Origin of the sequence: Mixta intestinalis (assembly GCF_009914055.1) — a bacterium.
In the GTDB taxonomy this organism is placed as follows: Bacteria; Pseudomonadota; Gammaproteobacteria; order Enterobacterales; family Enterobacteriaceae; genus Mixta; species Mixta intestinalis.
This window is the reverse complement of record NZ_CP028271.1, coordinates 3,561,305-3,584,510: the sequence shown is the minus strand read 5'-3', so window position 1 is coordinate 3,584,510 and position 23,206 is coordinate 3,561,305. Positions and strand designations below refer to the sequence as shown.

The 23,206-nt window shown below is 53.7% G+C and carries 27 protein-coding genes; 24 read left to right on the top strand and 3 right to left on the bottom strand.

Features of this window, described 5'->3' with window-relative positions; translation table 11 throughout:
• Positions 1-19 precede the first annotated feature (19 nt).
• Entirely contained in the window at positions 20-1,084 is a 1,065-nt protein-coding gene (locus tag C7M51_RS16585) for a phage portal protein (RefSeq protein WP_425280977.1), read from the bottom strand.
• The gene (locus C7M51_RS16580; RefSeq protein WP_160251146.1) at positions 1,081-2,895 is read right to left on the bottom strand and encodes a terminase large subunit domain-containing protein; all 1,815 of its coding nucleotides are present in this window, start codon (positions 2,893-2,895) and stop codon (positions 1,081-1,083) included. The genes C7M51_RS16585 and C7M51_RS16580 overlap by 4 nt, the downstream gene beginning before the upstream one ends.
• A 174-nt stretch (positions 2,896-3,069) precedes the next feature.
• On the opposite strand from C7M51_RS16580, the gene C7M51_RS16575 reads away from it, so the two are divergent.
• The 22 genes from C7M51_RS16575 to C7M51_RS16470 all read left to right on the top strand — a co-directional run bounded on the left by C7M51_RS16575 (position 3,070) and on the right by C7M51_RS16470 (position 20,157).
• Positions 3,070-4,128 (top strand): GPO family capsid scaffolding protein, encoded by a 1,059-nt coding sequence (locus C7M51_RS16575; protein ID WP_160251147.1) that lies wholly within the window; start codon positions 3,070-3,072, stop codon positions 4,126-4,128.
• 24 nt (positions 4,129-4,152) lie between these two features.
• Positions 4,153-5,181, top strand: a complete 1,029-nt coding sequence (locus C7M51_RS16570; RefSeq protein WP_160251148.1) for a phage major capsid protein, P2 family — start codon at positions 4,153-4,155, stop codon at positions 5,179-5,181.
• A gap of 3 nt (positions 5,182-5,184) precedes the next feature.
• On the top strand, positions 5,185-5,889 hold the full coding sequence (gpM, locus tag C7M51_RS16565; protein WP_160251149.1) for a phage terminase small subunit: 705 nt from the start codon (positions 5,185-5,187) through the stop codon (positions 5,887-5,889).
• 103 nt (positions 5,890-5,992) lie between these two features.
• Positions 5,993-6,466, top strand: a complete 474-nt coding sequence (locus tag C7M51_RS16560; protein WP_160251150.1) for a head completion/stabilization protein — start codon at positions 5,993-5,995, stop codon at positions 6,464-6,466.
• Positions 6,463-6,939, top strand: a complete 477-nt coding sequence (locus tag C7M51_RS16555) for a phage tail protein (protein WP_160251151.1) — start codon at positions 6,463-6,465, stop codon at positions 6,937-6,939. Before C7M51_RS16560 ends, C7M51_RS16555 begins: the two co-directional genes overlap by 4 nt.
• 35 nt (positions 6,940-6,974) lie before the next feature.
• A complete protein-coding gene (locus tag C7M51_RS16550) occupies positions 6,975-7,631 on the top strand; it encodes a hypothetical protein (RefSeq protein ID WP_160251152.1) in 657 nt (218 codons plus the stop codon).
• 2 nt (positions 7,632-7,633) lie between these two features.
• On the top strand, positions 7,634-8,776 hold the full coding sequence (locus C7M51_RS16545; protein WP_160251153.1) for a DUF2586 domain-containing protein: 1,143 nt from the start codon (positions 7,634-7,636) through the stop codon (positions 8,774-8,776).
• Positions 8,777-8,778: 2 nt separating this feature from the next.
• Positions 8,779-9,234 (top strand): phage protein, encoded by a 456-nt coding sequence (locus C7M51_RS16540; RefSeq protein WP_160251154.1) that lies wholly within the window; start codon positions 8,779-8,781, stop codon positions 9,232-9,234.
• Positions 9,235-9,237: 3 nt separating this feature from the next.
• A complete protein-coding gene (locus C7M51_RS16535) occupies positions 9,238-9,540 on the top strand; it encodes a phage holin family protein (protein WP_160251155.1) in 303 nt (100 codons plus the stop codon).
• Positions 9,537-9,878 (top strand): M15 family metallopeptidase, encoded by a 342-nt coding sequence (locus C7M51_RS16530; RefSeq protein WP_160251156.1) that lies wholly within the window; start codon positions 9,537-9,539, stop codon positions 9,876-9,878. The genes C7M51_RS16535 and C7M51_RS16530 overlap by 4 nt, the downstream gene beginning before the upstream one ends.
• Positions 9,878-10,258: a hypothetical protein gene (locus C7M51_RS16525; protein ID WP_160251157.1), complete on the top strand. Its 381-nt coding sequence runs from the start codon at positions 9,878-9,880 to the stop codon at positions 10,256-10,258. The genes C7M51_RS16530 and C7M51_RS16525 overlap by 1 nt, the downstream gene beginning before the upstream one ends.
• A gap of 105 nt (positions 10,259-10,363) precedes the next feature.
• Complete coding sequence (locus C7M51_RS16520; RefSeq protein WP_160251158.1) at positions 10,364-10,633, top strand: putative phage tail assembly chaperone; 270 nt, start codon at positions 10,364-10,366, stop codon at positions 10,631-10,633.
• Between the two features lie 8 nt (positions 10,634-10,641).
• Positions 10,642-10,821, top strand: a complete 180-nt coding sequence (locus tag C7M51_RS16515) for a DUF6890 family protein (RefSeq protein WP_160251159.1) — start codon at positions 10,642-10,644, stop codon at positions 10,819-10,821.
• Position 10,822: 1 nt separating this feature from the next.
• Positions 10,823-12,808: a phage tail tape measure protein gene (locus C7M51_RS16510; protein ID WP_160251160.1), complete on the top strand. Its 1,986-nt coding sequence runs from the start codon at positions 10,823-10,825 to the stop codon at positions 12,806-12,808.
• The gene (locus C7M51_RS16505) at positions 12,805-13,140 is read left to right on the top strand and encodes a DUF2590 family protein (protein WP_160251161.1); all 336 of its coding nucleotides are present in this window, start codon (positions 12,805-12,807) and stop codon (positions 13,138-13,140) included. The genes C7M51_RS16510 and C7M51_RS16505 overlap by 4 nt, the downstream gene beginning before the upstream one ends.
• Positions 13,133-14,317, top strand: coding sequence for a baseplate J/gp47 family protein (locus tag C7M51_RS16500; RefSeq protein WP_160251162.1), 1,185 nt, complete (start codon positions 13,133-13,135; stop codon positions 14,315-14,317). The genes C7M51_RS16505 and C7M51_RS16500 overlap by 8 nt, the downstream gene beginning before the upstream one ends.
• Positions 14,310-14,894 carry a phage tail protein gene (locus tag C7M51_RS16495; protein WP_160251163.1) on the top strand — a complete coding sequence of 195 codons (585 nt, stop codon included), beginning with the start codon at positions 14,310-14,312 and terminating at the stop codon, positions 14,892-14,894. The genes C7M51_RS16500 and C7M51_RS16495 overlap by 8 nt, the downstream gene beginning before the upstream one ends.
• Before the next feature lie 9 nt (positions 14,895-14,903).
• Positions 14,904-16,661, top strand: a complete 1,758-nt coding sequence (locus tag C7M51_RS16490; protein WP_160251164.1) for a phage tail-collar fiber domain-containing protein — start codon at positions 14,904-14,906, stop codon at positions 16,659-16,661.
• Between the two features lie 9 nt (positions 16,662-16,670).
• Entirely contained in the window at positions 16,671-17,198 is a 528-nt protein-coding gene (locus tag C7M51_RS16485; protein WP_160251165.1) for a tail fiber assembly protein, read from the top strand.
• Positions 17,198-17,920, top strand: coding sequence for a hypothetical protein (locus C7M51_RS16480; RefSeq protein ID WP_160251166.1), 723 nt, complete (start codon positions 17,198-17,200; stop codon positions 17,918-17,920). The genes C7M51_RS16485 and C7M51_RS16480 overlap by 1 nt, the downstream gene beginning before the upstream one ends.
• Entirely contained in the window at positions 17,892-18,425 is a 534-nt protein-coding gene (locus tag C7M51_RS16475; RefSeq protein ID WP_160251167.1) for a baseplate complex protein, read from the top strand. The genes C7M51_RS16480 and C7M51_RS16475 overlap by 29 nt, the downstream gene beginning before the upstream one ends.
• A gap of 7 nt (positions 18,426-18,432) precedes the next feature.
• The gene (locus C7M51_RS16470) at positions 18,433-20,157 is read left to right on the top strand and encodes a type VI secretion system Vgr family protein (RefSeq protein ID WP_160251168.1); all 1,725 of its coding nucleotides are present in this window, start codon (positions 18,433-18,435) and stop codon (positions 20,155-20,157) included.
• Positions 20,158-20,258: 101 nt separating this feature from the next.
• Here the strand turns inward: C7M51_RS16470 and C7M51_RS16465 are convergent, their stop codons facing one another.
• Positions 20,259-20,624 carry a hypothetical protein gene (locus C7M51_RS16465; protein ID WP_160251169.1) on the bottom strand — a complete coding sequence of 122 codons (366 nt, stop codon included), beginning with the start codon at positions 20,622-20,624 and terminating at the stop codon, positions 20,259-20,261.
• 396 nt (positions 20,625-21,020) lie between these two features.
• On the opposite strand from C7M51_RS16465, the gene fieF reads away from it, so the two are divergent.
• Both fieF and pfkA read left to right on the top strand, forming a co-directional pair.
• Positions 21,021-21,917 carry a CDF family cation-efflux transporter FieF gene (gene fieF, locus C7M51_RS16460; protein ID WP_160622704.1) on the top strand — a complete coding sequence of 299 codons (897 nt, stop codon included), beginning with the start codon at positions 21,021-21,023 and terminating at the stop codon, positions 21,915-21,917.
• Positions 21,918-22,130: 213 nt separating this feature from the next.
• Positions 22,131-23,093: a 6-phosphofructokinase gene (pfkA, locus tag C7M51_RS16455; RefSeq protein ID WP_160622703.1), complete on the top strand. Its 963-nt coding sequence runs from the start codon at positions 22,131-22,133 to the stop codon at positions 23,091-23,093.
• The last annotated feature ends 113 nt before the right edge of the window (positions 23,094-23,206 follow it).

The window sequence follows — 23,206 nt, the reverse complement described above, 5'->3', positions numbered from 1 at the left end:
GATTTTAGCGTAACTGCGTTCATTTTTCGCCCTTTTCGATGGTAATTACTGGATTTTCAACGTCGAAATAAAGGTGAAGGCGTGGCGGGATTTCCGGATCGTTGTTCACGCCGTTCATAAATTTGCGCTGGAGTGGGATAACTTCATCTTTGCGATAGGTAGTACGGGCTGTGTCGGGGTTACCCATTACCGCGCCGTTGGTCGGAATGATGCCCGCTAGGCCCGCGGGGAATCTGTGGGCCGTAAAAATATCTTGGGCAGTAATGCTTTTAATATTGGTGAACTCATCTTTTGCGCTGACTTCGCCTACTGGAATAATTTTTACCCCGTCCGGGTCCCCTTTGGGGATATTGATAAACATATTACGGAAGTTGCCCAGACCTTTTGACTGCGCGATCTTGTCTTTGATTTCGTTTTCCATTTCCAGCGTGAGGTTGGGATCGCTGGTATACAGAATAAAGCCCATATGCGCCCCGTTGTTATAGTAGCGACGGCGAAAAATGGTCGCTTCGCTGTTCAGCAATACCGAATGAATCCCGCCGATGTAATCAGGCAACCCGTAAACCTGCTGGCGCGGGTCGTACATTTTATAAAAAACGATATCTTCCGGGGCATAAACCAGGGCGGGTCCTTCCTGAAGAACGGCAAACGAGCCATCTTTCCGGCAGCGCAGGTAAAGCGACGGTAGCGGCAGCAGATCGATCACCTCGCCGAAGACGTTACGAATTTTCAGGATGGCGACGTCACCAAACAGCAGGTAGTCAAACACCATCTGTTCGACCTGGTTAGGGGTCAGGCCGCCGCTGATGTAGCCACCTGCGACCATGTTTCGCCGCGCGTACAGCACGCCGCCGTGCTGGCCGTTCAGGTTTGGCAACTGCGCAAGCGCCAGCCGGTCAATCGGCAGTCGCCAGTGATCCGCTTCGTTGTCATACCAAATATTGTGATAATCGGTGCCGGTCGTAAGGATGGGTTCTGGTTCGCCAAAAGTGATCACGCTGCCGCGCCCTGGCGTGAACGTTTCAACGTTGCTGCCGGTCATTGCTCTGTTTTTTTTCGCTTTATGCTGTTTCTTTGTCGTCATGCTGCATTCCCAAAAGCCCAGGTCGATGGGCGGTCAAATTCGTGATCGATAGGTTCGTTTATTACGGCGTGCGAGATAGCGAAGAAAACATCCGCGTGGCCGGTCGCGTCGGAACGTTCAGCAACGAACGTTAATGCGTTGCCGCTGTTAGTTGTTGTGCGCCGGATAGCCATAAAAGACGCGGGAATTTCGACGCGCTCTTTGTTGGTTTCGTCTATGGCGTCTTTGGCCCATTCAATGCGCTTACGTTCCACAACGTCGATCATCTTCATAACCAGGCGGTTTTTACTTTCGACGCTGTAAAGAATGGCGTTCGCTTCGCGTGGGGCAAACTTGCTGACCAGGTCATACACCCCTTTCCCGATGCCGGTTGTGTCGATACCGATATAGGTAATGTTGAAACGGCGCATAAGCTGCCGGATCTGGTCTGCCTGCCAGCTAAAGTTAAAGCCTTGCCACTGCCAGCAGGCCAGCACGCGGAAGCGTTCCCCATCGTGGATAGGAGGAGCGATTATCACAAAGGTGGAGTTGTCGCCGGAGCGCGACGGGTCGAAGCCTGCCCAGACTTCACGATTGCCGAAGGGGCGAGCGGCGGTCGGGTCATAATCGCCCCAGGTGGCGCGATCCACTTCACAGGCGACGAGCGCCGAGAATTTGAAGACTGCGTCTTTGCTGTCAACGAACTGGCACATATAAAGCATGGCGAACGCGGTCGGGTTGTACTTATTGCGCAGGCGTTCAATATCGACGAGCGCACCCAAACCGCCTTTGATCGCGTCTTCCATCGTGATGATGTAACGCCATATGCCATCCGGGCAGATAACCCCCTGGCGCATTGCGGCTTCTTTCGGAAACTCGACACCTTTACGCTTCGGATCGTCGCCACGCCATTCATCACCGGTCCATACGGGGTAGGCTTGGTGCGTTTTGGCACTGGGGGTTGAAAAGTAGGTCGTCCTGAATTTGTTGTGTGTCGCCATTGCGCTGGCGACTTCATGCAGGCGCGTGAATTTGGGTATCCAGAAAACTTCATCGCCGTACAGATGGCCGTTGAAGCCCTGGGCGGTACTGGCATTCGTGGACAAAAAGCGCAGGATTGCCCCATTGCTCAGACGAATATTTTTGCCGGTCAGCGTGATGCCGAAATGGTTCTGCGCAATCTGGACAATGTATTCGCGGAAGATTTCAGACTGTGCGCGGGATGCGGAGAAAAAGACCTGGTTGTCACCGCTGATCACAGCGTCTTCAAAAGCTTCCCATGCAAAATAGTAGGTCATGCCGACCTGACGGCTTTTCAGGATAAAGCGCCAGTCTTCGCCTTTATGCTCGCGGCAATGTAGCTGGTATTCGAAAAGATGTTCCCGCGCCCAAGTATCGAGCATTTCAGGCGTCAGCCCGGAAATGTCGTTTTTCTTATACCTGCGTTTTCCTTCGCATGGTTCGCCGCCACTGCCACCGCCCAGGCTGAAATTATCGCCGTCATAAGCAACTTTTTTGGCCTGAATTTCGGCCAGCTTTTCGGCGTGCTTGTTGCGCTGCGCCATCAGTTTGACGTGATGTGCTATCAGATCGCGGAGTTCTTCCAGTTCCAGCGCCGTTTTTTTCTCACGGCGTGACAGCTGATCGATACGGCGTGCGATAACATTTTCTACGGATTCGACCGGCAGCAGTGATGCCCACTCGCCGGTGTCAGCCCAGTGGTAAATGGTGCGCGGTGGAATATTTAATTCCTGCGCAATATCTTTCGGCGTCCAGCTTTTAATATAAAGCGTGCGGGCCGCTTCTTTTAATTCATCAGAATATTTAGCCATGAGGCTATTATGACGGGATGATCTGAAAGAAATGATAATTAAATTTCTTTTGCGGGTGGCTAATCTGTTATAACCGAATGCATAAGAAATAAAGCGGTCGCGCTATTTTGTTTAATTGGCAATACTGACCATCACAAACGGAATATATTTTTAATTTCATCAACGAAGGTCATTATGCCGCAATCTCATTACCGCACCGATTGGTTATGTATTGCCACATCTGGACAGGCTGTTGACGGGCGTATTATTGAACCGCAGTGGCTGATTGATGCGGCAGAAACTTACAGCCGTAAAACTTACACCGCCATGATTTGGCCGCATCATCCACAGTACGATATTAGCGAACGTGAGTTTACCTGTAATCTGGGAGAGGTTGACGCGCTAAAAGTGGAAACGGATGGAGATGTCACGAAGTTATATGCTCAGCTAATTCCGAACCAGTTTTTAATTGATGCAAACCGAATGGGGCAGAAACTTTTTACGTCTGCTGAATTTGTCACTGATTTTGCGGGTAGCGGTCGGGAATATCTTTTCGGTCTGGCCGTTACCGATATTCCGGCCAGTCTTGGAACAGAAAAGCTTAAATTTATTTTGGCTGGCGAAGAAAAAGATGCAGAGCGTGGAAGTCTGGAAACGTTCAGTCTGGGGAAATTAAAGGTCAATAAGGAAGATAAAAAAGAGTCCTCCTTCTGGTCGCGCTTATTTTCAGCCAGGAAAGATTTTACACAAACCCCGCAACCTAACACTGATAAGCCCGTCGAGGGAGAGGAAGAAAAGATGGATGAATTAAAAGCGCTGCTGCAACAGCTGCTGGAGCTGGTTAAAAACGGCAAATCCGCCGCCGAAGGTGAAGCGCCAGAAGTGGACTCGCCGGAACAGGCCGCGGAGGAAGTAGCGGAGATTGCGGAAGAAATTGCTGATGCTGCTGAGCAGGTTGCAGAGCTGGCGCAGGATGTAGCAGAGAACCCGGATGATGAAGTCAAAGCGGAAGAATTCAGCGCGGCAAAAGCCAGCCTGGTAAAAGCGATGAAGGCGTTCAATGTTGCCCCGTCAAAGCGCCAGCGCCGCCGCCGTGAGTTTTCAGCCCGCCGCCCGTCTGAAAGCAATCAAATGTCAGAGCTGACTGCGCAACTGACTACTGTACTGACGAAGCTGTCCGCGACGGAAAGTAACACCACACGCCGCCCTGCAAACGCGCCAGCAGGCAGTAAAGCGCCGCGTGAACTGGTTTAACGCGCTCTTTTAAAGGAATCGAACATGCTTAATACGCAACAGTTATCACCGCAGGCAGAAGGGCTGCTGCATAAGTTTACCGCCGCACTGGCGAAATCTTATGGTGTGCGTGATACCTCTAAATTTTTCGCCATCACACCGCCGAAGGAAACCCTGCTGCGTCAGGCGCTTCTGGAGTCCTCCGAATTTTTACGTCTGGTTAACGTTAAAGACGTTCAGCAGACCATCGGCCAGGTTATCAGCACCGGCAAGCCGGGGATTTACACCGGGCGTAAAAAAGGCGGTCGCTTTACCCGTCCGCTGGGGGTTGATGGCAATACCTATGCCCTGGCCGAAACGGACTCAGGCTCGTTTCTGGACTACAACACGCTGACAAACTGGGCGAACTCCGGCTCTGAGGATGAATTCTTTCAGCTGATTCAGGCATTCAGTAATGAACAGTTTGCGCTGGATATGCTGCGTGTCGCGTTCAACGGTATCAGCGTAGCGGAAAATACAGACCCGGAAGCTAACCCGAACGGCGAAGACGTTAACACCGGCTGGCACCAGATCGTTAAAACCCGAAGCCCTGAGCAGATCATTACTGACGAGGTGACATTAGGTGGTGCAAATGCAGATTTCGTTTCGCTGGATGCTGCCGTTACCGACCTGCTGCATACCTGCATTCTTGAGCAATACCGCAACGATCCAAATATGTGCATCCTGGTATCTGGCGACCTTATCGGAAAAGACGCCACAACCATGATGAACATGGTGGACCGCCCGACTGAAAAAGTCGCTGCGCAACTGATTAACCGCCAGATCGCGGGTAAACAGGTTTATACCCCGCCGTTTATGCCGGAAGGTCGCCTCATCATTACCACGTTGAGCAATCTTCACATTTACACCCAGGCAGGAACCCGCAAGCGTAAAGCCGACTGGAGCGACGACCGTAAGCAGTTTGAAAACAGCTATTTACGCATGGAAGGCTACGCCGTCGAGCATGACGAGCTTTATGCAGCGTTCGACAAAATCACTCTTGCCGGTGACACGCCACCGGATGGGGGCGAATAAATCATGGCTATGTCTCCGTGTCAGCGCCACCGCACACGTATGAAAGCCGTTAAGGCACTGGATAACCGCGAAGCCCTGGCTACGTCGCCGGTCAGCTTCCACCTTCAAAAGCTGGAGCTGGAAAAAGATGTCGAACGTCTCCGCAGCCTGCCGCGCACCGAAGACCGCATCGAATTCAAGCGTGATGTGTTGTTGCCGCGCTGGATGCCGACCGCTGAGTCCTATCTTACCGGTGATGCCCGCTTCGCAAATCCGGTCCTGGTTTACTGCGTGATCTGGTTGTTCGACACGGGGGAAATGGGTAAGGCGCTGGACTGGGCGGACGTGGCTATCACAGAGACCCAGTCTATGCCGGAAAACTTCAAAAGCACCATGCCCGCATTCGTGGCTGACACGGTGCTGGAGTGGGCAATGAGCCAGGCGGAAGCCGGTCACAGCATTGAACCCTATTTCAGCCGGACGTTTGAAAACATCCGCGAAAAATGGCGTTTGCACGAAGACATTAACGCGAAGTGGTTTAAGTTCGCGGGGCTTTATCTGCTGCGCGACGAGAAGGGGCAGCCGCGCGCCACTGCCGTGGATGATGTGGCAACGCTGGAACAGGCCGACGCGCTGTTAGCCCAGGCGCATGTGTTCAACAAAAATGCCGGTGTTAAAACCATGCGCGACAAGATTCGTGCCCGGATTAACAGCCTGACCCAGCAATAACGACTCCCGCAAGCCGGGACGGGCGCGGGGGAGGCATCAACCATACGGTTGTTGGCCGTGGAGCCCGTTAGCCCGTTTCTACTGCAAAACGAGGTGTAAAACGATGAGTGGTCCCAGCTTCAGCATCAGCGGCAAGCCGTTAACGGTCACGCCGACGGCCATTACTAACGGTGTGGCGTTCTGGCCTGATCTGGATCTGGCCGAATTTCAGGTAACGCGCACACTGCCCGCTGATTTACCGCCCGATACCGCAGGTGTTGCCCTGCTGGCCTCCATTGCAGAGGTAAACACAACGCTGGCTGATGTGGTGGCGTACTGGAACGGGAAAGGCTGCGAGCGTGCAACGGACGTACCGGGCGCGAAGCTGGGAGGCGAAAACCAGTTAACTGCCCAGTACAAAAAAGCGGTCTATGCCCGCGCCAAAGCCGACCTTTTGGGTGAATTCGCTACCATCGGACGGCGTGAGTCGCATCCTGGACAGGAAAGTCAGGACACCCGCGCCAGCCTGCTGGCCGAGGCGGCCAACGTGATGCGCAATATGCTGCAACAGCCACGCGTGGGGGTGCATCTGATATGAGTCAGCTGGAAAGCCTGACGGCATTCATTACGGCGAATCTGCCACGTGATGCGATGCAGATGTTTTCGAGTTCGATGGACGATTGCGAACTGCTGCGCAGCGCCAGAGCGCTGGGAAACAACCAGCGCCGGATCGGTGTGCTGAAGTACAGCGCCCATTTATCGTGGGATAACTTCCCGTTTCGCAAGTATTCGCCGGGGTTGATCTATGCGCTGGTACTGGCTTGGGTGGATGAACATGCAAACGAGCTGCGCGACGAACTGAAGTTACCCGATCCCACCGTGGACCCGGAGTTTGACGACGAAGGCTCCTGCATTCTGGAAGTGGTTGTTCCACTGGCCGACCCGTTAATCATCAAACCCAACGATGGCGGGTCCATTCCGTTTCGCGGGCAGACGTGGGAAATAGTCAACCCGGAAATATGGACGGCTGAGGAAGCGGAATTTATTGCCCGGCATGGTGATGCGTCGTGATCCGGGGGGAGCTGAACCAGAAGCAGCTGAAGCAGATGCGCGAGGCGCTCGCGCGGGCTGATTTACCGCCTAAAAAGCGCCAGCGCCTGTTGTGGCGTATTGCAAAGCTGGGGATCGTCGTGGCGGCAAAGCGCCATCAACGCCAGCAGGCAGCACCGGACGGCACCCCCTGGGCACCGCGCAAGCGTGGCAAGGGCAAAATGCTGAAAGGCTTGCCTAAATTGCTGGCGGTGCGGGAAATGCCGGAAATCCAGGGCGTAAGACTTTATCTCAAAGGCGGAAATTACCGTAACGGTACGAAACCTGTCGCTGCAGGTCTGGTTGGCGCTGTTCAGCAGGATGGCGCACGCATACAGATGAAAGCGAGCAATGCACCGCGCAAGCCGCAGGCGAACAGGGCTGCTTTGCCGCGGCAGGCAAAAAAGCTGCGTGCGCTGGGATACAAAATCCGCCAGGGCAAACGGTGGGTAAAACCGTCCAGCAAAAAAATTATGGAAACCATGAGCATGGCTCAGGCGGGCGTGGTGATCCGAAAACTGAAAGGCACACCGTCAAAGCGCACATGGACCATTGATATTCCGGGGCGTGTTTTTCTGGGTGTGAGTAACGAGGAATTTAACCAAATTATTGCGCGGCAAATGCAGGCTATCGGCTTCGGCTGGGACGTCAACGCGCAGCGTATCAGGGGGTAAGCATGACCTGGCCGAACGTAAACGTCAGTCAGAAAAACCGCTATAACGGCACAACAAACGAGGTTGAGCGCGTCGTTCTGTTTGTGGGGTATGGCAACACCAACACCGGGAAAACCCAGGCGCTTAATACTGGCAGCGATCTGGATCAGGCGCTGGGTGAAGACGACAGCCTGTTAAAGCGCATTGTGTCAGCTGCGGCAAATAACGCAGGGCAAAACTGGTTTGCGTACGTTCACGTGATGGCGGAGCCGGATACCGAAGCCGACGACTATACGCCGGATGCGGACTGGATGAGCGCAGTTAAGTTGTCGCAAAGCGTGGCATCGGTTGAAGGCGTTGTTCTGGCATTCGATACAGAGGGACCGTCAACCATCAATCGCGCCACTGAAATGCGAAACACATTGCAGGCGAATTTTGGCCGCTTTGTGTGGTTTGCGCTGGCGGTTGGCGGACCAGCTGACGGCGAAGCATGGGCTGATTATGTGACCCGTGTAACCGGGATTCAGGGCGGGATTGCGTCGCCGGGCGTTCAGCTGGTTCCGCGCCTCTGGGGGAACGAACCCGGCGTCCTGGCTGGCCGCTTATGTAACCGGTCCGTGACCATTGCCGACAGCCCGGCCCGCGTTGCAACCGGTGCCGTTACTGCGCTGGGCAGTGACACCCTGCCAACAGACGGCACAGAGAAGGCGATTGATCTGGCGGTTCTTCAGACCTTGGAGGCGAGCCGCTTTAGCGTGCCGATGTGGTATCACGATTTTGACGGGATTTACTGGTCGGACGGCAGGACGCTGGATGCGGAAGGCGGTGATTATCAGACAATCGAAAACGTTCGCATTGTCGATAAGGCGTCGCGTCGGGTGCGCCTGCGTGCCATTCCCAAAATCGCCGATCGCTCGCTGAACAGCACGCCGGGCAGCATCGCCGCCCATGTTACGTATTTCGGTAAACCACTGCGTGAAATGGCGATTTCGAGCCAGATTAACGGGGTGGAGTTTCCCGGCGAGGTCAAGCCGCCGCGGGACGGTGACATTACGATCACCTGGACAAGTAACGTTGCGGTGCAGATTTACATTGTGGTTCGACCGTATGAAAGCGCGAAGGAAATCGGCGTCAGCATTGAACTGGATACTTCTCTGGAGAGCTAAATATGACAGAACGGATTAGCGGCGGATCGTTCGATGTGAACTATGACAGCGTGATGATTCATGTTGAAAACGCAACCGTCACCATCACGGATAACAGCGCTGTCGCGCAAACCCGCGGTGTACCTAACGGGTACACGAAGGGATCGGTCTCCGCAGATGTGGAAATCGAGGTGGATGCCCAGAATTTCAAAAAATTTACTGCTGTTGCCCGCGCGGCCGGGTCGTGGCGTGCCATACCGGCGAAGGACTTTTTGTTCTATGCCAATGCCGGTGACGATGAGGAAAAGATCGAGGTGTTTGGCTGCGTCCCGACACTGTCCGACCTGGTGAACATCAACCCCAGCGAAGCGAGCAAAACCACGAAAAAAATTAAATTCATGGTAACCAGCCCCGATTTTGTCGCTATTGATGGCGTGCCGTATCTGTCCGCACGCGACACGCGAGACATTAAAGGATAAGCCATGCCGAACGGAGAAACCTCATTGCTGGCAAAACTGCTGCTGATTGGCGCTGTAATTGGCTTGGGTCAACTGATGGTCAGTAATGAGCGCATTACCGCGCGCCTGTTGGTCGGCCGCGTGATTTTGGGATCGGCGGTTGCCCCGCTGGCCGCTATTCCGCTTCTGAAATTCCCGGATATGCCTGAGCTGGTTGTTATCGGGCTGGCGTGCGGGCTGGGTATCCTGGGTAGTGCGTTTATCGAGGAAGGGCTGCGGCGCGTCGTGGATATTTATCTTCAAAAAAAGGGAAAGCAAACGCCATGAAACTGAGTGAGAAACAACAGCTTTTCACCGTGCTGATCGCGGACCTGATTCACTGGGCGCAGGACAAAGGCTATCGCCTGACGTTTGGCGAAGCGTACCGCACGCCGCAGCAGGCCGCGCTGAATGCGAAAAACGGCACCGGCATCAGCAACAGCCTGCATACGCAGCGCCTTGCCATCGATTTCAACCTGTTTATTAACGGCGAATACCAGACCGACAGCGAAGCTTACCGCCCGCTGGGCGAATACTGGGAATCCATCGGCGGCAGCTGGGGCGGGCGGTTTAAAAGCAACCCGGACGGCAACCACTTCAGCCTTGAGCATGACGGGGTGCGCTGATGCGTAACTTGCTGGGCCTTGTGCTGATGTTATCTGCTGCGATGTCAGCAGGCTGGCAGGCGCACGACTGGCATAACGCAAAGCTGGAGCTGGTCGCCAGTAAAGCAGCAGACGAAACGCGCCAGATTGTCGTGGAGGTAACGCGGCAGTCCGGCGCAGCGCTGGAAGAAAAACTCGCGGAGTTAAAAGCCAATGAGATCCATACCGAACGGGTTATCCACACCGAAACTATTAAACCGGTTTTTAACAATGTGTGTGCTTCTGATGATTACGTCCGGCTGTTCAACGAAGTGGCGACCAGTACCGAGCGAACCTTATCAGGAAAATCAGCTAACACTTTGCCCGGTAAACCTGCCGAGACTGGCGGGGCCAACCGGTAACGACTTTGACGCGGCACTAAACGCCTATCGGCAAATGTATGCCGACTGCGCCGCCAGACATAACGCACTGGTGGGCATCATTCGACAACGTAAGGAACTAATCAGATGAGTAAAAACAACAAAATTGCCATGACTGTCGCAGGTGTGGATCTGACGTTTGAACCGAATAAAACCGCGTTCAATAACCTGATTAACGAAATGACCCTGACCAACAAAGTGGCACCGATGGCGACCTATCTGGGGCGAATCGTTGCCGCTGAATCAAAAGAGGCATTAAACCAGCTGCTTGATCAGTATCCCGGCTGTGAAATGCAGATTGTTGAAAAAGTTAATGAAATTTACTCGCCGAAGCTTGAGATCGAAGTAAAAAACTGACGGCGCGGGTGGCGGCCATTCGCAGGAATGCACTGGAGCAATATCTTGCATTGCGCCGCTACTATCTCCCGCACGAAGCCGACGACGAAGAAAGCCTCGCCCGCGCCTTGTGGCTGGATGAGTATTTCGCCCAGACCAAAGCTAATAAAACGGCGGAAGGGATAGCAATAGCCTTAGCTGGAAAATGATATGAGCCACCTGGATTTTACATTAAGCCTGATCGACAAGCTAACGCGGCCCCTTAAAACGGCCCAGTCGTCGCTGTCAGGCTTTGCCGAAAAATCGCAGGCCTCCTTTGCCAGGATTGGCATCGGGGCGGCGGCGATCTGGGGGGTGGTGCAGTCAGTCCAGGGAGTGGTGGGCCCGGCCTATGAAATGAGCGCGGCCCTGGCTGAAGTAGGCTCAAAAGGTGTGGCCGGGAGTGCGCTGGATAAGTTGTCCAGCGCTGCGCTGCGGTTCAGCATCCGTTACGGGAAAGGCGCTGTCGATGTGGTTAAGTCCAGCTACGCGATGAAGGGCGCAATGGCTGGGCTGGCTGATATGGATTTACCCCGCGTCACTATCGCAGCCAACACCCTGGCGGCTGGCGTGAAAGCCAGCGGCGAAGAAGCAGGCGAGTATATTGGCGCGATGGCATCACGGTTTAACGCTGAACTGTCCAGCCTGGGGCATGTGCGTTTTGCTGAGGAGCTGGCCGGGAAAACGGCGTACATGGTGCAAAACTTCGGCGTGAAAATGCAGACCATGCAGGAACTGATCGAGGGCACCAAAAACGCCGGCGCTGACTTCGGCGTCAGCATGGATGAGCAGTTTGCCGTGTTGGGTACGCTGTCGCGCACGCTGGGCAGTGAAGCCAGTGGCGTTTATGAGCAGTTTTTGCGAAGTGCGCCTGCGGCCGCCGAAAAGCTGGGGATGAGTTTTGTAGATGCCACCGGCAAATTGTTGCCAATGGGTGACATTCTGCAAAAGCTACAAGACAAATACGGCGCGAGCATTGAAGGGAACGTCAAAGCCCAGCAGGCGCTGGACGCCGCTTTCGGCGGTGGCGCTGACGTCCTTAAGAAGCTGTACGGCCAACAAAATATTTTAAATCGCAGCATCACAGAGCTGGGGCGCAATGATGGCATGAAGCGAGCCCAGGAAATGGCTGAAAAGATGGCGCTGCCGTGGGAACGCATTAAGGCGGCATTTTTTGCAATGCGGGTCGCTATCGGCAACACGCTGCTTCCCATCCTGTCGCCGCTGATGAACCGCGTTGCGGATGTGGGGGCCAAATTTACCCGCTGGCTGGAGATGTTCCCGAATATTGCCCGCTGGCTGGGTTATGTTTCCCTGGGCGTGCTGTCGCTGGGCCTGGCGGGCGCAGCGACCAATATCATTATGGGACTCTTTGGTTTCACGATGGTGGGTCTGGCCGGGATCACAAAAGTACTGAGCGGTGCGTGGAAGGCGCTTGCCTGGACATTCAATATGTTGCGTCCATCCCTTCTGACAACGCGCCTGGGGCTGGCCGGTCTCTGGATACAGTCAAAACTGATGGCGTTCTGGACAGGTGTTTGCCGCGTTGCGCTGGTTACATGGAATGCAGTGTTAAAGGCCGGTGCCATTGCCATGCGCGTTTATGGTGTGGCGACCATGTTTGCCGGTGTGGCAATGCAGCTGCTGACCAGCCCCATCACGTTAATCATTGCCGGTCTGGCGCTGCTGGCGCTGGGTGTCTGGTATGTGGTTACGCACTGGGAAGAACTGAAAGCGGCGATCATGGAGACGTCAGCGTTTGCCTGGGTAATGGATGTTGCCGGGCAAGTCGGTGAGGCGTTCAGCGACGTATGGCAGTCAATAACGGAAGGGTGGGATTCCGTAGTGAAGTCCTTCACGTCTGCATACGACTGGATCATCGAAAAGCTGAATAAAATTCCTGGGGTCAATATTGAACTGAACAGCACGCCGGTTAACGGTGTTGCGCCTCCGGATCTGCCCCAGGGCAGTAAATCATTATTGACCGGTAATAATGTCGGGTCGTCTGTGCCGCGCGATGGATTGTTGGGGCAGGCGAAAAATGACGGAAAAACGGTAGTAGATAATCGGAAAACGTGGGGAGACATCTATATCACTGCCCCTAACGGAATGACCCCGGCCAAGCTGGCCGAATGGCAGGAGATGCAGGCAGGATGAACACCGAGCCGCTTTATATCGACCTGTTGATTGCAGATGGCGATTTTACGCTGGACAGCGGCAACGAGCCGCGCCGGTGCGATAACCGGGACAGCATCGCGCAGGACATCATTCACAGCATTCTGGAAAGCGGCATCACAGCCCGCCTGATTGGGGAACGTAGCCCCACAATGCGCGGCGATGTGATTACCCAGCTGACACTGCTGGTTGAAAGCGATGAGCGCTTAATCCCAGGAACAATTTTTATCACTGAGGAAAGCATTTCGCGCCTGTACGTTACCGCGGAGACATACGATTTCGGCAGCATTACTACCGAGGTGAATTATGACTGAAAAACCCAGCGTCGATTTTGAAACGGTGTTACGGGCCAGCGGGATGCCAACAACAGAGGCGGAAGTGATCGCGGCGTTCAAAACCACCGTACAGGCTGAGGGCTTTGTTACCAATACCTCCAGGATGTCGCCATTCTGGCGACTCATTTCAAAGATAGTCGCAACGCCGGTCATGTGGCTGAAGGATGCGTTAGTCAACGATGTTCTGCGCAATATGTTTGTTGCGACCGCCACCGGACCCATGCTGCGGTTGCTTGCCTGGGCGGTAAATATTGAGGCCAAACCGGCAAGCGCTGCGGCGGGTGTGCTGCGGTTTTACAAAACGAATCCCGCTGATGAAGTGATCGTCAGTGCCGGAACGCTGGTTCAGACGGAGCGGATTAACGGCGTAATTTATGGGCTGAGCGTAACGGAAGACACCACCCTGGCCGCGGGTGCTGAAAGTGGGCTGGTTCCGGTTACCGCCACAGGCACCGGCAGCGGCTATAACCTCGCGCCGGGGTATTATAGGATACTGCCCGTTGCGGTTGCCGGGATTTCTAGCGTGGTGAATGACGAAGACTGGTTGACAACGCCGGGCGCTGATGAGGAAAGCGATGATGAACTACGCGACCGCACGCGGAACCAGTTTAACCTGGTGGGGAGCTATCACACTGACGCCATCTATCGCAGCATGATTGCCAGCGTTGTGGGGCTGAGCGTGGATCGCATTTTCTTTTTGCATGATGCCCCGCGTGGGCCGGGCACCGCCAACGCTTATCTTTTGCTGGATAGTGGCGAAGCCTCCCAGCCTTTTATCGATGCGGTGAATGACTTCATAAACAGCCAGGGACATCACGGGCACGGCGATGATCTGCAATGTTTCGCCATGCCGGAAACCAGCCATACACTGGCCGTGACCGTTTATGTTGCCAGCATGGAGAACATGACCGCTGACGAACTCAGCGAACTACAGAGCGGCGTCTCAAATCTGATCCGCTGCGCCTTTCGTGAAAATGCCCGATATGACGTAAAAAAAACCTGGCCGTATGCGCGTTTCTCATTCTCGAATCTGGGGCGTGAGATCCACCGGGAATTTCCGGTCATCGACTCCCTGAGCTTCTCACTGACTGACATTGTCAGCGAACTGTCTGTCCCGCGCCTTGCCGGTTTAACGGTGGATATCGCCAATGACTGAGTTTTCCCGACTGCTGGCTAGCCTGAAATTGCCGTCATGGATGGATAAAGGCGAGCCTGCAAAGCTCCTGCGTGCCTGCGTAACGTTCTGGACGAAGGTGTATGAGTGGCTCACATGGCCGTTACGGCAGTTTGATCCGCTGTCATGTGCTGAGCCGCTGTTAAACCTGATTGCATGGGAGCGTGACATTACCCGTTTTGATGGCGAACCGCTGAGCCTGTACCGCAAGCGCGTGGCGTATGCATTCATCAATGCGCAACAGGCCGGTGAAATTGCGGGATTTATCGCCATTTTTGAGCGCCTGGGCATTGGCTATGTCGAGTTACTGGAGCGGCAGGACGGGCTGGACTGGGACGTTATTACCGTTCGCGTTACTGACAGCCAGGTTGCAGAAAACAGCGATCTCCTGCTGGAAATCATCCGCAAATATGGCCGCACCTGCCGCCGCTATCAGTTTGAGGTAATGACGGTCAGCGGGCTGGCGCTGCGCGCGGGCTGGGACCAGGGGGAATATGTCTGCTACCCGGCACGGCTGGCGGACACGGACACGAGCGCGATTTTCGGCGCAAAAATGTAGGAGCAGGAAATGAGTCAGACAGTCATTACAACAGCTTTTGAGCGGTGGAAAGCGGCGCAGGCCGTCAGCGGCGAGGCGGTCACGCTGGACGAATTTGTTTTCGCCAACGTGCCGGACCTCGATACCGACGCACCGATTGACCGTAACGAAGTCCTGCCGGATGCTGTGCAGATTGTGCATCGCCAGGCGGTCAGCCGTACGGGCGTGGTGAATGAAAATGCCGTGGTTTATTCGGTGGTGCTGGGTGCCGAAACTGGCGATTTCGCCTTCAATTGGATAGGTCTGGTTAACAGGAACAGCGGCACGCTGGCGATGATTGTTCACGCCCCGCTGCAGCAGAAAATCAAAACCACGGCGGGCCAGCAGGGCAACGTGCTGACGCGCTCGTTTCTGATGGAGTTCAACGGCGCGCAGACCGAAACGGCCATCGATACGCCTGCGGAGACGTGGCAGATTGATTTTACTGCCCGCATGGCGGGCATGGATGAGCGCCAGCGCCTGGAAAACATCGATATTTACGGCGCCGGGGCATTTTTTGGCAATGGCTGGCTGGTCGGCAAAACCGGCTCGCAGTATTTCGTCACCAGTGGTTCCGGTTACGTGGCAGGCCTGCGCGCCGAGCTGGCGGAAAATCAGAATATTACGGTGACAACCAGGCCGGTTAAAGTCTGGCTGGACGTCAGCTGGCGCGGCACGCTGACCAGCGCCTGGGCTGTAGAGCCGAAAATTACGGTGGCTGCCAGCCTGTCAGACTATGAAATCGACGGTATACCGCACTATGTGTTTGCGCTGGCGAGCATTGACGCCGACGGGAATATCACCGATCTGCGTCCGCGGGGGACGCTGAGTGAGCAGCAGGCGCGTAATGTTTATTTACGACAGGACCGTAATCTGGGCGATCTGCCTGACGTTGAACGTGCCCGCGAAAACCTGCAGCTGGGAAAACTGGCATTACTGGATAATATCGGATTTGCTGATGTGGGCGCTGTACCGGCACGCGGCAGTCTCAACGATATGAATTTGAATGATATTACCGGGTCAAAATACGGGTTCTGGTATCAGTCAACGATTGTAAACGCCACGCCAGAATTAAATTATCCTGTAGCCTCAGCTGGCGCCCTGTTAGTTTTTCAAAATGGTGCGAACGGGCCGGACGGCTGTACGCAGGAATTCAGACCGTATATGAGCAATGTCGTTTACCGCCGATATTATAACAAAACCGCCAGTACGGATTTCGCATGGTCGTCGTGGGGGTATGATATCAGTAACGTGGGTGGGACAATAAACGGGGCCGTTGGTATTATTAAAAATGGAGCGCCTTTACTTATCAGGAGTGAGACGCAAAATCAGGCGGTGTATATTTTGGGGCAAGATTACGATAAAAGTAATTTGTATTATATAGGCCGCGGCGGAGCAACATTTGACGTTAGTTTTGTAAGCTATAAGGGTGGAAATCATATATTATTAGCTGCTGACGGTGCTGTTAAAATATATCCGTCTAATGGGCGTGATGTTTTGTCGTCAACGCGTTTTGTCCCGACAGATTATTCTAATTTCGACTCGTTGTATCAGTCAAAAAAAACAGCCGTTACAGCCGTCAGGCTGGGCGCTGCAAAAGACGTATCTAATGGCAATGGCAACCTGACCGATCAGAGCGGCTATGTTCTGACGATGGGCGGCGATTTTGGAGCCAATGATGGCAGTTATCGAATGCGCCCGTTGCAGTATTTAATTAATGGCACATGGCATAATGCGGTATCAGCATAAGGGTATAGAATGAATTTTTTTAAAAACTTTTCGCTTTATATTCCCGGTGATAAATCAGAATTAACGGAAATTGGGATTCGGTTTTATCGGGATGAAAACGGTAATGACTGGTATGATATTCAGTCGCAATTTTCTGTTGATACGTTAAAAATCGCCTGTGATGCCAGTGGATTAATTATTTCAGCATCATTTGATGCGTCGGCGCTGGCGCCTGTTGGACTATCAGTTGCTGAAATCAAAAAAGATGCCATTCCTGATGATTTTTTTAACAGCGGACGCTGGGTATTCGACGGCAAAAAAATAACTGCGTATGAATATACAACCGAGGAATTAAAGCAGCAGGCAGAGAGTAAAAAACGTCAGTTGCTGGATGACGCCACTGAGACTATCGCACCGCTTCAGGATGCCGCGGATCTTGATATGGCGACTGATGAGGAAATCGCACTGCTGACCGCTTGGAAAAAATATCGCGTACTGCTGAACCGCGTTGATACCAGCGTCGCGCCCGATATCGCCTGGCCGGAGGTGCCTCAGTAATGTGGCAGGACTCAGTGATTAAAATTGCCGATGATATGGCGGATGTGGAGTGTTCAGTTATTCCGGCACATCCGTGGATTTATGGACTTGGACAGTCTATGGAGTCTGGCGGCTACCTGAGCCCGGCCAATGCGCTGGCTTGGCTGGCTAAAAAGCTGTCCGCCAGCGGCGGGCAGGGCGATGTGATCGTAATGATGATTGCTGAAACTACCCATAGTGTCTTTATGCAGGCGTTAAACGGTTTGGCCGCGGTTTTCCCTGTGCCGGTATTTACCCAGGTCAGCCGTATGGCGGCCGCGGCGGCAGAACTCAGCACAGTCAAAATGCAGTTGCCAGCGAAAGTTACCACACTACCGGCCGCCGCGCCCTTATCTGTTGCAACCAACCGATTAGCCATTAATGCGCAGCGTGTTGCCGCTGCCCAGCTGGCTGCTGCGGCGAGCATGTCTGTTGCTGGGCTGCAAACACAGATTGCTGGATTTATTCAGTTGCGGGCGAATTTGCTGGCCTCGCTAAACCAGTCGCTTGATGAATTGAAAACCGCCAGCGCGAACGCCTGGACGTTCAGGTTTACGGGAAGCTATCGGATTGCTGCTGCTGAGATGATTAACGACATCCCCCGGCTTACGGCGGTGCATACTGCTGCGGTGATGTTCGTTGGAGATTGCCTTGCTGATTTAGGAAAAATGATCCATGAGCCAGACAGCATTGCTCGCACTTGATGGCGAAGGAATCGCCATGCAAAACATGATGGTCTCGCCATCCATGCAGTTTCAGGAAAAGGACCAGTCAGGGCAGACATCAAGCACTGACAATTCAGAGCAGGGGATTAAGGCAAAAGAGTTGCGGGTTTCCGGCCTTATCACCTTTGAAGATGAAACCATTCTGCAACGCCTTTTTCAGCTTGCATCAGCTACAGCCGCCAGTGGCGCGTTAAAAACCTATCGCGTTGCCAATGCAACGGCGGCGGCGATCAATTTCCGCGAAGCCACATTTACAGGGCAAATTGATGCCGTTCCACAGGAAGACCGTCTCGCGTGGCAGGTAAGTTTTACCCTGCGTGAAAAAAACAGCGTGCCGGAAAAACGGCAGGCACGGAAAAGTAATGCCACAACCAGCACAAAACAGACGGCAGCGGCAGGTGCTGCCGTCGCTGATGAACCACCAGAAAAAATGAGCTGGTTTGAACAAAAAGTTTTGAAACCCATCAATGACGCGCTGGGGTGAATGAGCAATGAAGCCGATCAAGCGACTTTTTTTGTCCGGCGACCAGTCACATCTGGTTGACTGCAATATCATGCTGGAGCTGAACGCCTGCGGCCGGGGATTCATTACCGCCAGCACTGAAACGGATTACACCGGTAAAATGGTGCGTTTGGACGTCGGTTATGATGGTCTGGTTTTGCGCTGGTTTACCGGGTACGTTGAGCGATCGCAGCCTGCCGACAACGGTACATGCCGTTTATTCGTGCGCGAGCTGGTCGGCGTGTTTGATAAATTATGGCCGTGTAGTTTTCAGCACCCTACGCTGCGCCAGATTACTGACTGGATCACCGAGCAAAGCGGGCTGACCGTTTCGCCTCCTGCTGGCGCGGCGTATGCCGATACACCTGTCCCGCACTTTACCCATAGTGGCACCGGCTATCAGCTTTTAGCCAGTCTGGGCCGCGTATTTTCGATCGCAGATTACGTCTGGTATCAATTGCCGGATGGTGCGGTTTTCGTGGGTGCCGCAGAGCATAGTCTTTTCGCCGGGAAACCGGTGGAAATCCCGCACGAATTTAGCCAGGCATCTGCGGCCGGTAATTCAATGGTTGTGCCGATGATCCAAAGTCTGCGACCCGGTGTAGAGGTTAACGGCCAGCGTCTGAGCCAGGTCCAGTTAAACAACGACGATATGACGATCACATGGTTACCGCGCAATAAGGCAACCAGCAAACCATTGCAGAAATCCCCCATTCAGCGCCAGATTGAAAGCGCCTACCCGGAGCTGGCGTCGGGTCTTCATCTGCCCAAAATTGCAAGAGTTGAGGCACCCAGTGAAGACGTTTCAGGCGGAAACATCGCTGATCCGTTTCGCCCACGCTATGCGGTCGATCTGCAATTGCTGGATGAAAACGGCAACCCTGCCGTTAACACGCCGGTTTATCCCGCCGTGCCGTTGCCGGTGCCAATGGCCGGGAACGAATCCGGCATGTTTCAGTTTCCCCCGCCCGGTACACTGGTTGAGGTGGGATTCGTAGAAGGCCGCCCCGATAAGCCGTTTGTGCGCCAGATTATGCCGCAGGGGCAAAGCCTGCCAGCTGTAAAGCCAGGAGAACAGCTGCAACAGCAGCGCGATGGCGTATCGCAACGCGTGACGGTGGCTGGAGACTGGGAACGTCAGACAGACCAGTCTATCCGCGAAAATTCAATGACTCGCGAGATCACCGCCGACAATGAAACGCGAAAGCTGGTTGTGCGTGAAACCATCGTCCAGGCGACGGATAAAACCACAGTGCTGGGAACAACCACGCTACTGGCCGGTGCGGTGGTGCATATCAGCGAAGGTGATTACAGCGTAGGCACGTCCAGCAATCTGACGATTTCATGCGGTCAGAACAACGCTGTAAGCGTTGGTGGGGATGTGAAACGGGAAGTAGGCGGCAAGCTGAATGATAAAATCCAGAGTGATGCAACGGTCAGCATCGGCGGATCTCTTACTGAGAAAATCACCGGTATTCGAAAAAGCGTTGCTGCTGCGCAGGAGCTGATCGGGGCATCCGTTAAGCTGGGCAGCGAGGAAATTAACGTCCTTACGTTGCTGACTGACACACTGGACGTGGTCCACGAACTAGCGCAGATATGCGCGACGCACACGCACCCAAGCGTTAGCACCAGTGGACAGGCATCACAGTTTACTGGGACAGCCACAAAGGCGAGCAATTTAAAAGCGAAATACAGCCCTCTGATTGCCTGACGGAAAGCAGGCAAAATCACTGCGTCACCAGACGCCACAAAATGCCCCACATCAAGCGCAGAAACCCCAGGCCGATAACGTTCGGCCTTTTTTGCGTTCGTTCAATCACGCCCCGCAGACGAAGCGACAGAGCGCAGACGAAAGCGTATCCGAGACGGAAACGGCGCTACACCGCACCCGCCTGCGCTATTTGGATCTAAAAATTTTTGCAAAAGAATTTTTGCGCAAATCAGGCCGTCAGCCCGCGCCGCTGCTGGGCTTGTGTCGTCAGCAGGTGTTTGCACAATGCGCAAGCTTTTGCAGCGGATTGCAAAAAACTCCAAATCGCCATCATCCAACTTGCTGTTTAAGTTGATGTTTTTGAAAGGATCATTTCTAATTCTGTGACGATCAAAACGGCATGTTAAAGGGTGAGGATATTCTTGCGCAGAATGCTTTAAGCCTTCTGCGGTGCGGGTTTGCAGCATGTTTCCCCGGTTTTAGGTTTTGCAAATCGCTGCGCATTTGAATGATGAAAGGATCCGTATTGCGGTGCAAAACTCCCCCGCAAAATTGCGGGGGAATCCGGCGCGGCGCGATGGCCGCAGCTTTTGATGTGTGGACGATATGTGGACATCGTAAGAAGAAAATCCTTTTTCTTCATTAAGATACAGTAAAAATTAAATCACCATCCCTGTCTTCCCCCGCATGATGCGGGGGTTTTTTTTATTCTTTTTTCGATTTCCCTCATATTTCGATTTCCCTCATCGGCATTCCCTGGTAAACCATACGCCACGTCGCTTTGTTGACGATACGCTACGACCGACCTGTCCATTTTTGCCATACTGTTCTTATATTTGGCTTTTCTGTTTCATGGGGTATGCATGATAGCTTCCTACGCACGGCTGGTTAACCGTGCTGCGCTGGCGGCGACGGTGCTGGCGTCGGTGCTGCTGCTGATTAAGATTTTTGCCTGGTGGTATACCGGCTCGGTAAGCCTGCTGGCTGCGTTGGTGGATTCGCTGGTGGATATCGCCGCTTCGCTAACTAACCTGTTCGTGGTGCGCTATTCATTACAGCCTGCGGATGCCAAGCATACTTTTGGGCACGGCAAGGCGGAGTCGCTGGCGGCGCTGGCGCAAAGTATGTTTATTTCCGGCTCCGCGCTGTTTCTGTTCCTTACCGGTCTGCAACATCTGGCGCGTCCTGAAACGTTGCATGCGCCGCTGGTTGGCATGGTAGTAACGTTAGCCGCGCTGGTTTCTACACTGCTGTTGGTGGCTTTTCAGCGCTGGGTTGTGCGCAAAACGCACAGCCAGGCGATTCGCGCCGATATGCTGCACTATCAATCTGATGTGCTAATGAACGGGGCGATTTTGCTGGCGCTGGCGTTGAGCTGGTACGGCTTCTCCCGTGCTGATGCGATCTTTGCGTTAGGTATCGGCGTATGGATTCTGTTTAGCGCGCTGCGAATGGGCTACGATGCCGTACAGTCGCTGCTCGATCGTGCTCTGCCAGATGAAGAACGACAGCGTATTGTTACTATCGTTACCACCTGGCCTGGCGTACATGGCGCGCATGATTTACGTACCCGCCAGTCAGGGCCGACCCGCTTTATTCAGGTACATCTGGAAATCGATGATAACCTGCCTCTGTTTCAGGCGCATCGTATTGCCGAACAGGTTGAACAAGCGCTGTTGACGGAGTTTCCCGGTTCTGACGTGATTATTCATCAGGATCCCTGTTCAGTGGCAAGAACCGAGCCACAGGGTTTTTTATAACCAGAAATGTGAAATAATATCGATCTATCTTTAGTTCACGGCAACGGGCCCGTTTGCGTAAAGATTACCAGAAATTGTCTGACCTGAATCAATTCAGCAGCAGAGGTTTGATATACTATTTGCCATTATGAGTCGGTAAGATTGGGCACTAAGCGGGCGTCGAACTCTCCCGGCGTAACGAATTCACATCAAGTATTGAGTCCAGAGGTAGCCATGATCAAGAAAATCGGTGTACTGACAAGCGGCGGCGACGCCCCAGGGATGAACGCAGCAATTCGCGGTGTAGTGCGCTCAGCCCTGAGCGAAGGTCTGGAAGTATGTGGCATTTATGATGGCTATCTCGGCTTGTATGAAGACCGCATGATCGATCTGGACCGCTATAGCGTTTCTGACATGATTAACCGCGGCGGTACTTTCCTGGGTTCCGCGCGTTTTCCTGAGTTCCGTAACGAAGAAACGCGCAAAGTTGCTATCGAGAACATGAAAAAGCGCAATATTGATGCGCTGGTTGTTATTGGTGGTGACGGCTCTTATATGGGCGCGAAACGCCTGACCGAGATGGGCTTCCCCTGCATCGGTCTGCCGGGCACTATCGATAACGACGTTGCCGGTACCGATTACACTATTGGTTACTTTACCGCGCTGGAAACCGTGGTTGAGGCAATTGACCGCCTGCGTGACACCTCTTCTTCACATCAGCGCATCTCCATCGTGGAAGTGATGGGCCGTTACTGTGGCGATCTGACGCTGGCGGCGGCGATTGCTGGCGGTTGTGAATTCATCGTACTGCCAGAAATTCCTTATACTCGCGAAGAGCTGGTGGCAGAGATTAAGGCCGGTATCGCGAAAGGTAAAAAACACGCCATCGTTGCGATCACCGAGCATATCTGTGATATCGATGAGCTGGCTAAATATATCGAGTCAGAAACCAAACGCGAAACCCGTGCGACGGTGCTGGGCCACATCCAGCGTGGTGGTGCGCCGGTAGCCTATGACCGTATTCTGGCTTCCCGTATGGGTGCTTATGCGATTGAGCTGCTGCTACAGGGCTACGGCGGTCGCTGTGTCGGTATCCAGAATGAAAAAATGGTGCATCACGACATCATCGATGCCATTGAAAACATGAAACGTCCGTTTAAGGGCGACTGGCTGGAAACGGCGAAAAAACTTTATTAATGATGTCAGGGCGCTGCATGGTCAGCGCCTTTTTTTCCTTTGCTATATTCCATAAAGTAATAATTCCTGTTTTTTAATTCTTTAATACGCCGTGCGCTTTATGTCACGCTTTC

Bases quoted from the DNA above. Each gene is read 5' to 3' on its own strand.
- C7M51_RS16495 (WP_160251163.1), top strand. From the start codon at position 14,310: ATGACTGAGTTTTCCCGACTGCTGGCTAGCCTGAAATTGCCGTCATGG.
- C7M51_RS16500 (WP_160251162.1), top strand. From the start codon at position 13,133: ATGACTGAAAAACCCAGCGTCGATTTTGAAACGGTGTTACGGGCCAGC.
- C7M51_RS16580 (WP_160251146.1), bottom strand. From the start codon at position 2,895: ATGGCTAAATATTCTGATGAATTAAAAGAAGCGGCCCGCACGCTTTAT.
- C7M51_RS16520 (WP_160251158.1), top strand. From the start codon at position 10,364: ATGAGTAAAAACAACAAAATTGCCATGACTGTCGCAGGTGTGGATCTG.
- C7M51_RS16465 (WP_160251169.1), bottom strand. From the start codon at position 20,624: ATGCTGCAAACCCGCACCGCAGAAGGCTTAAAGCATTCTGCGCAAGAA.
- C7M51_RS16545 (WP_160251153.1), top strand. From the start codon at position 7,634: ATGACCTGGCCGAACGTAAACGTCAGTCAGAAAAACCGCTATAACGGC.
- C7M51_RS16535 (WP_160251155.1), top strand. From the start codon at position 9,238: ATGCCGAACGGAGAAACCTCATTGCTGGCAAAACTGCTGCTGATTGGC.
- C7M51_RS16485 (WP_160251165.1), top strand. From the start codon at position 16,671: ATGAATTTTTTTAAAAACTTTTCGCTTTATATTCCCGGTGATAAATCA.
- C7M51_RS16480 (WP_160251166.1), top strand. From the start codon at position 17,198: ATGTGGCAGGACTCAGTGATTAAAATTGCCGATGATATGGCGGATGTG.
- C7M51_RS16525 (WP_160251157.1), top strand. From the start codon at position 9,878: ATGCGTAACTTGCTGGGCCTTGTGCTGATGTTATCTGCTGCGATGTCA.
- C7M51_RS16575 (WP_160251147.1), top strand. From the start codon at position 3,070: ATGCCGCAATCTCATTACCGCACCGATTGGTTATGTATTGCCACATCT.
- C7M51_RS16550 (WP_160251152.1), top strand. From the start codon at position 6,975: ATGCGCGAGGCGCTCGCGCGGGCTGATTTACCGCCTAAAAAGCGCCAG.
- C7M51_RS16560 (WP_160251150.1), top strand. From the start codon at position 5,993: ATGAGTGGTCCCAGCTTCAGCATCAGCGGCAAGCCGTTAACGGTCACG.
- C7M51_RS16475 (WP_160251167.1), top strand. From the start codon at position 17,892: ATGAGCCAGACAGCATTGCTCGCACTTGATGGCGAAGGAATCGCCATG.
- C7M51_RS16530 (WP_160251156.1), top strand. From the start codon at position 9,537: ATGAAACTGAGTGAGAAACAACAGCTTTTCACCGTGCTGATCGCGGAC.
- C7M51_RS16570 (WP_160251148.1), top strand. From the start codon at position 4,153: ATGCTTAATACGCAACAGTTATCACCGCAGGCAGAAGGGCTGCTGCAT.
- C7M51_RS16510 (WP_160251160.1), top strand. From the start codon at position 10,823: ATGAGCCACCTGGATTTTACATTAAGCCTGATCGACAAGCTAACGCGG.
- C7M51_RS16540 (WP_160251154.1), top strand. From the start codon at position 8,779: ATGACAGAACGGATTAGCGGCGGATCGTTCGATGTGAACTATGACAGC.
- C7M51_RS16505 (WP_160251161.1), top strand. From the start codon at position 12,805: ATGAACACCGAGCCGCTTTATATCGACCTGTTGATTGCAGATGGCGAT.
- fieF (WP_160622704.1), top strand. From the start codon at position 21,021: ATGATAGCTTCCTACGCACGGCTGGTTAACCGTGCTGCGCTGGCGGCG.
- gpM (WP_160251149.1), top strand. From the start codon at position 5,185: ATGGCTATGTCTCCGTGTCAGCGCCACCGCACACGTATGAAAGCCGTT.
- C7M51_RS16490 (WP_160251164.1), top strand. From the start codon at position 14,904: ATGAGTCAGACAGTCATTACAACAGCTTTTGAGCGGTGGAAAGCGGCG.
- C7M51_RS16555 (WP_160251151.1), top strand. From the start codon at position 6,463: ATGAGTCAGCTGGAAAGCCTGACGGCATTCATTACGGCGAATCTGCCA.
- C7M51_RS16470 (WP_160251168.1), top strand. From the start codon at position 18,433: ATGAAGCCGATCAAGCGACTTTTTTTGTCCGGCGACCAGTCACATCTG.
- pfkA (WP_160622703.1), top strand. From the start codon at position 22,131: ATGATCAAGAAAATCGGTGTACTGACAAGCGGCGGCGACGCCCCAGGG.
- C7M51_RS16585 (WP_425280977.1), bottom strand. From the start codon at position 1,084: ATGACGACAAAGAAACAGCATAAAGCGAAAAAAAACAGAGCAATGACC.